Source organism: Segatella salivae DSM 15606, assembly GCF_000185845.1.
Classification (GTDB): domain Bacteria; phylum Bacteroidota; class Bacteroidia; order Bacteroidales; family Bacteroidaceae; genus Prevotella; species Prevotella salivae.
This window is the reverse complement of sequence record NZ_GL629673.1, coordinates 1-1,042: the sequence shown is the minus strand read 5'-3', so window position 1 is coordinate 1,042 and position 1,042 is coordinate 1. Positions and strand designations below refer to the sequence as shown.

At 51.8% G+C, this 1,042-nt stretch carries 1 protein-coding gene; it reads left to right on the top strand.

Annotated features, from left to right (window positions below):
- Nucleotides 1-972: DUF6261 family protein (locus HMPREF9420_RS14340; protein ID WP_007136159.1), on the top strand; the 972-nt coding region annotated here is incomplete at its 5' end.
- Nucleotides 973-1,042 lie beyond the last annotated feature (70 nt).

Genomic DNA, 1,042 nt, shown 5'->3' with positions numbered 1-1,042 from the left:
TTTCAGTTCAACATGTATGAATTGGTGAAAGCCGTAGACAAACTGAAGTTGCACCTGACGGATGAGTTGCTGAAGACTTGGGCCGACTGCTTAGAATTGGAAACAGAACTGAACAAGCAGGCCACGGCAACAGTCTACACCGAACAGATGAAAGCGTTCGACCAACAGCGCGACGACCTGCTGACCAACCTCTTTGGTGTGGTGCGGGCGCAACTGAAATCACCCGTGGCAGCGGTGCGCGAGGCAGCGAAAGCGTTAGACAAAGGGCTCGGCGTTTACGCGGGCATTCAAAGTAAGGCGATTGACGCGGAAACGGCTGAGGTGCGTGGAATGTTGAAAGACTTAGAGCGGTTTGCCACTGAGGTGACGGCCTTAGGACTGGCGCCAGTTACGGCACAGTTGAAGACCGTGAACGATGAGTTTCAAAAGGTATATAACACGCGACAGGAAAAGGCGGTGGACCAGAAAATGCCGGCATTGAGCGAGGTTCGTCCGCAGACCGATGCCGTCTTTGGCGTAGTTTGTCGCTACATTGAAGCCAGCTATCTCTTCGCCACGACCGACGAAGACCGTGCCCTGATAGAGCGTTTGGTTGACCGCATGAATCAGGAAAGCGACCACTTCAAGACTTCGCACAAACAGAGCATGGCGCAGAAGAAACCCACGCCCAAGCCTACGCCAGAGGAAGAAAACAGGCTAAAAGCTGGATTTCCAGCGCTTGAACAGCAAATGGAGCTTGAGCGTGGCAGCCTCTCGTTTACAGGCAAGACCAAGGGCACGGCTGCCAAGCGCAAATATGAATTGGCCATAGCAGGCAAGACCACAGCCGATGGCAAGCCCAAAACTATTTGGGTGGGCGTGAATAAGGATGGAACGCTGTTTCTCGTAGATAAAACGAATGAAAAGCCGAAAACGGGCGGCGGAACAACCGAAAAGCCCGACTTTGGCATTAAACATAAAAACCAACCATAAAATTGTCGAGCTTAGGGAAATGCGCAAGGCCGCATTCATAAATTAACTCTTATTGCGACGAAAACCTGCG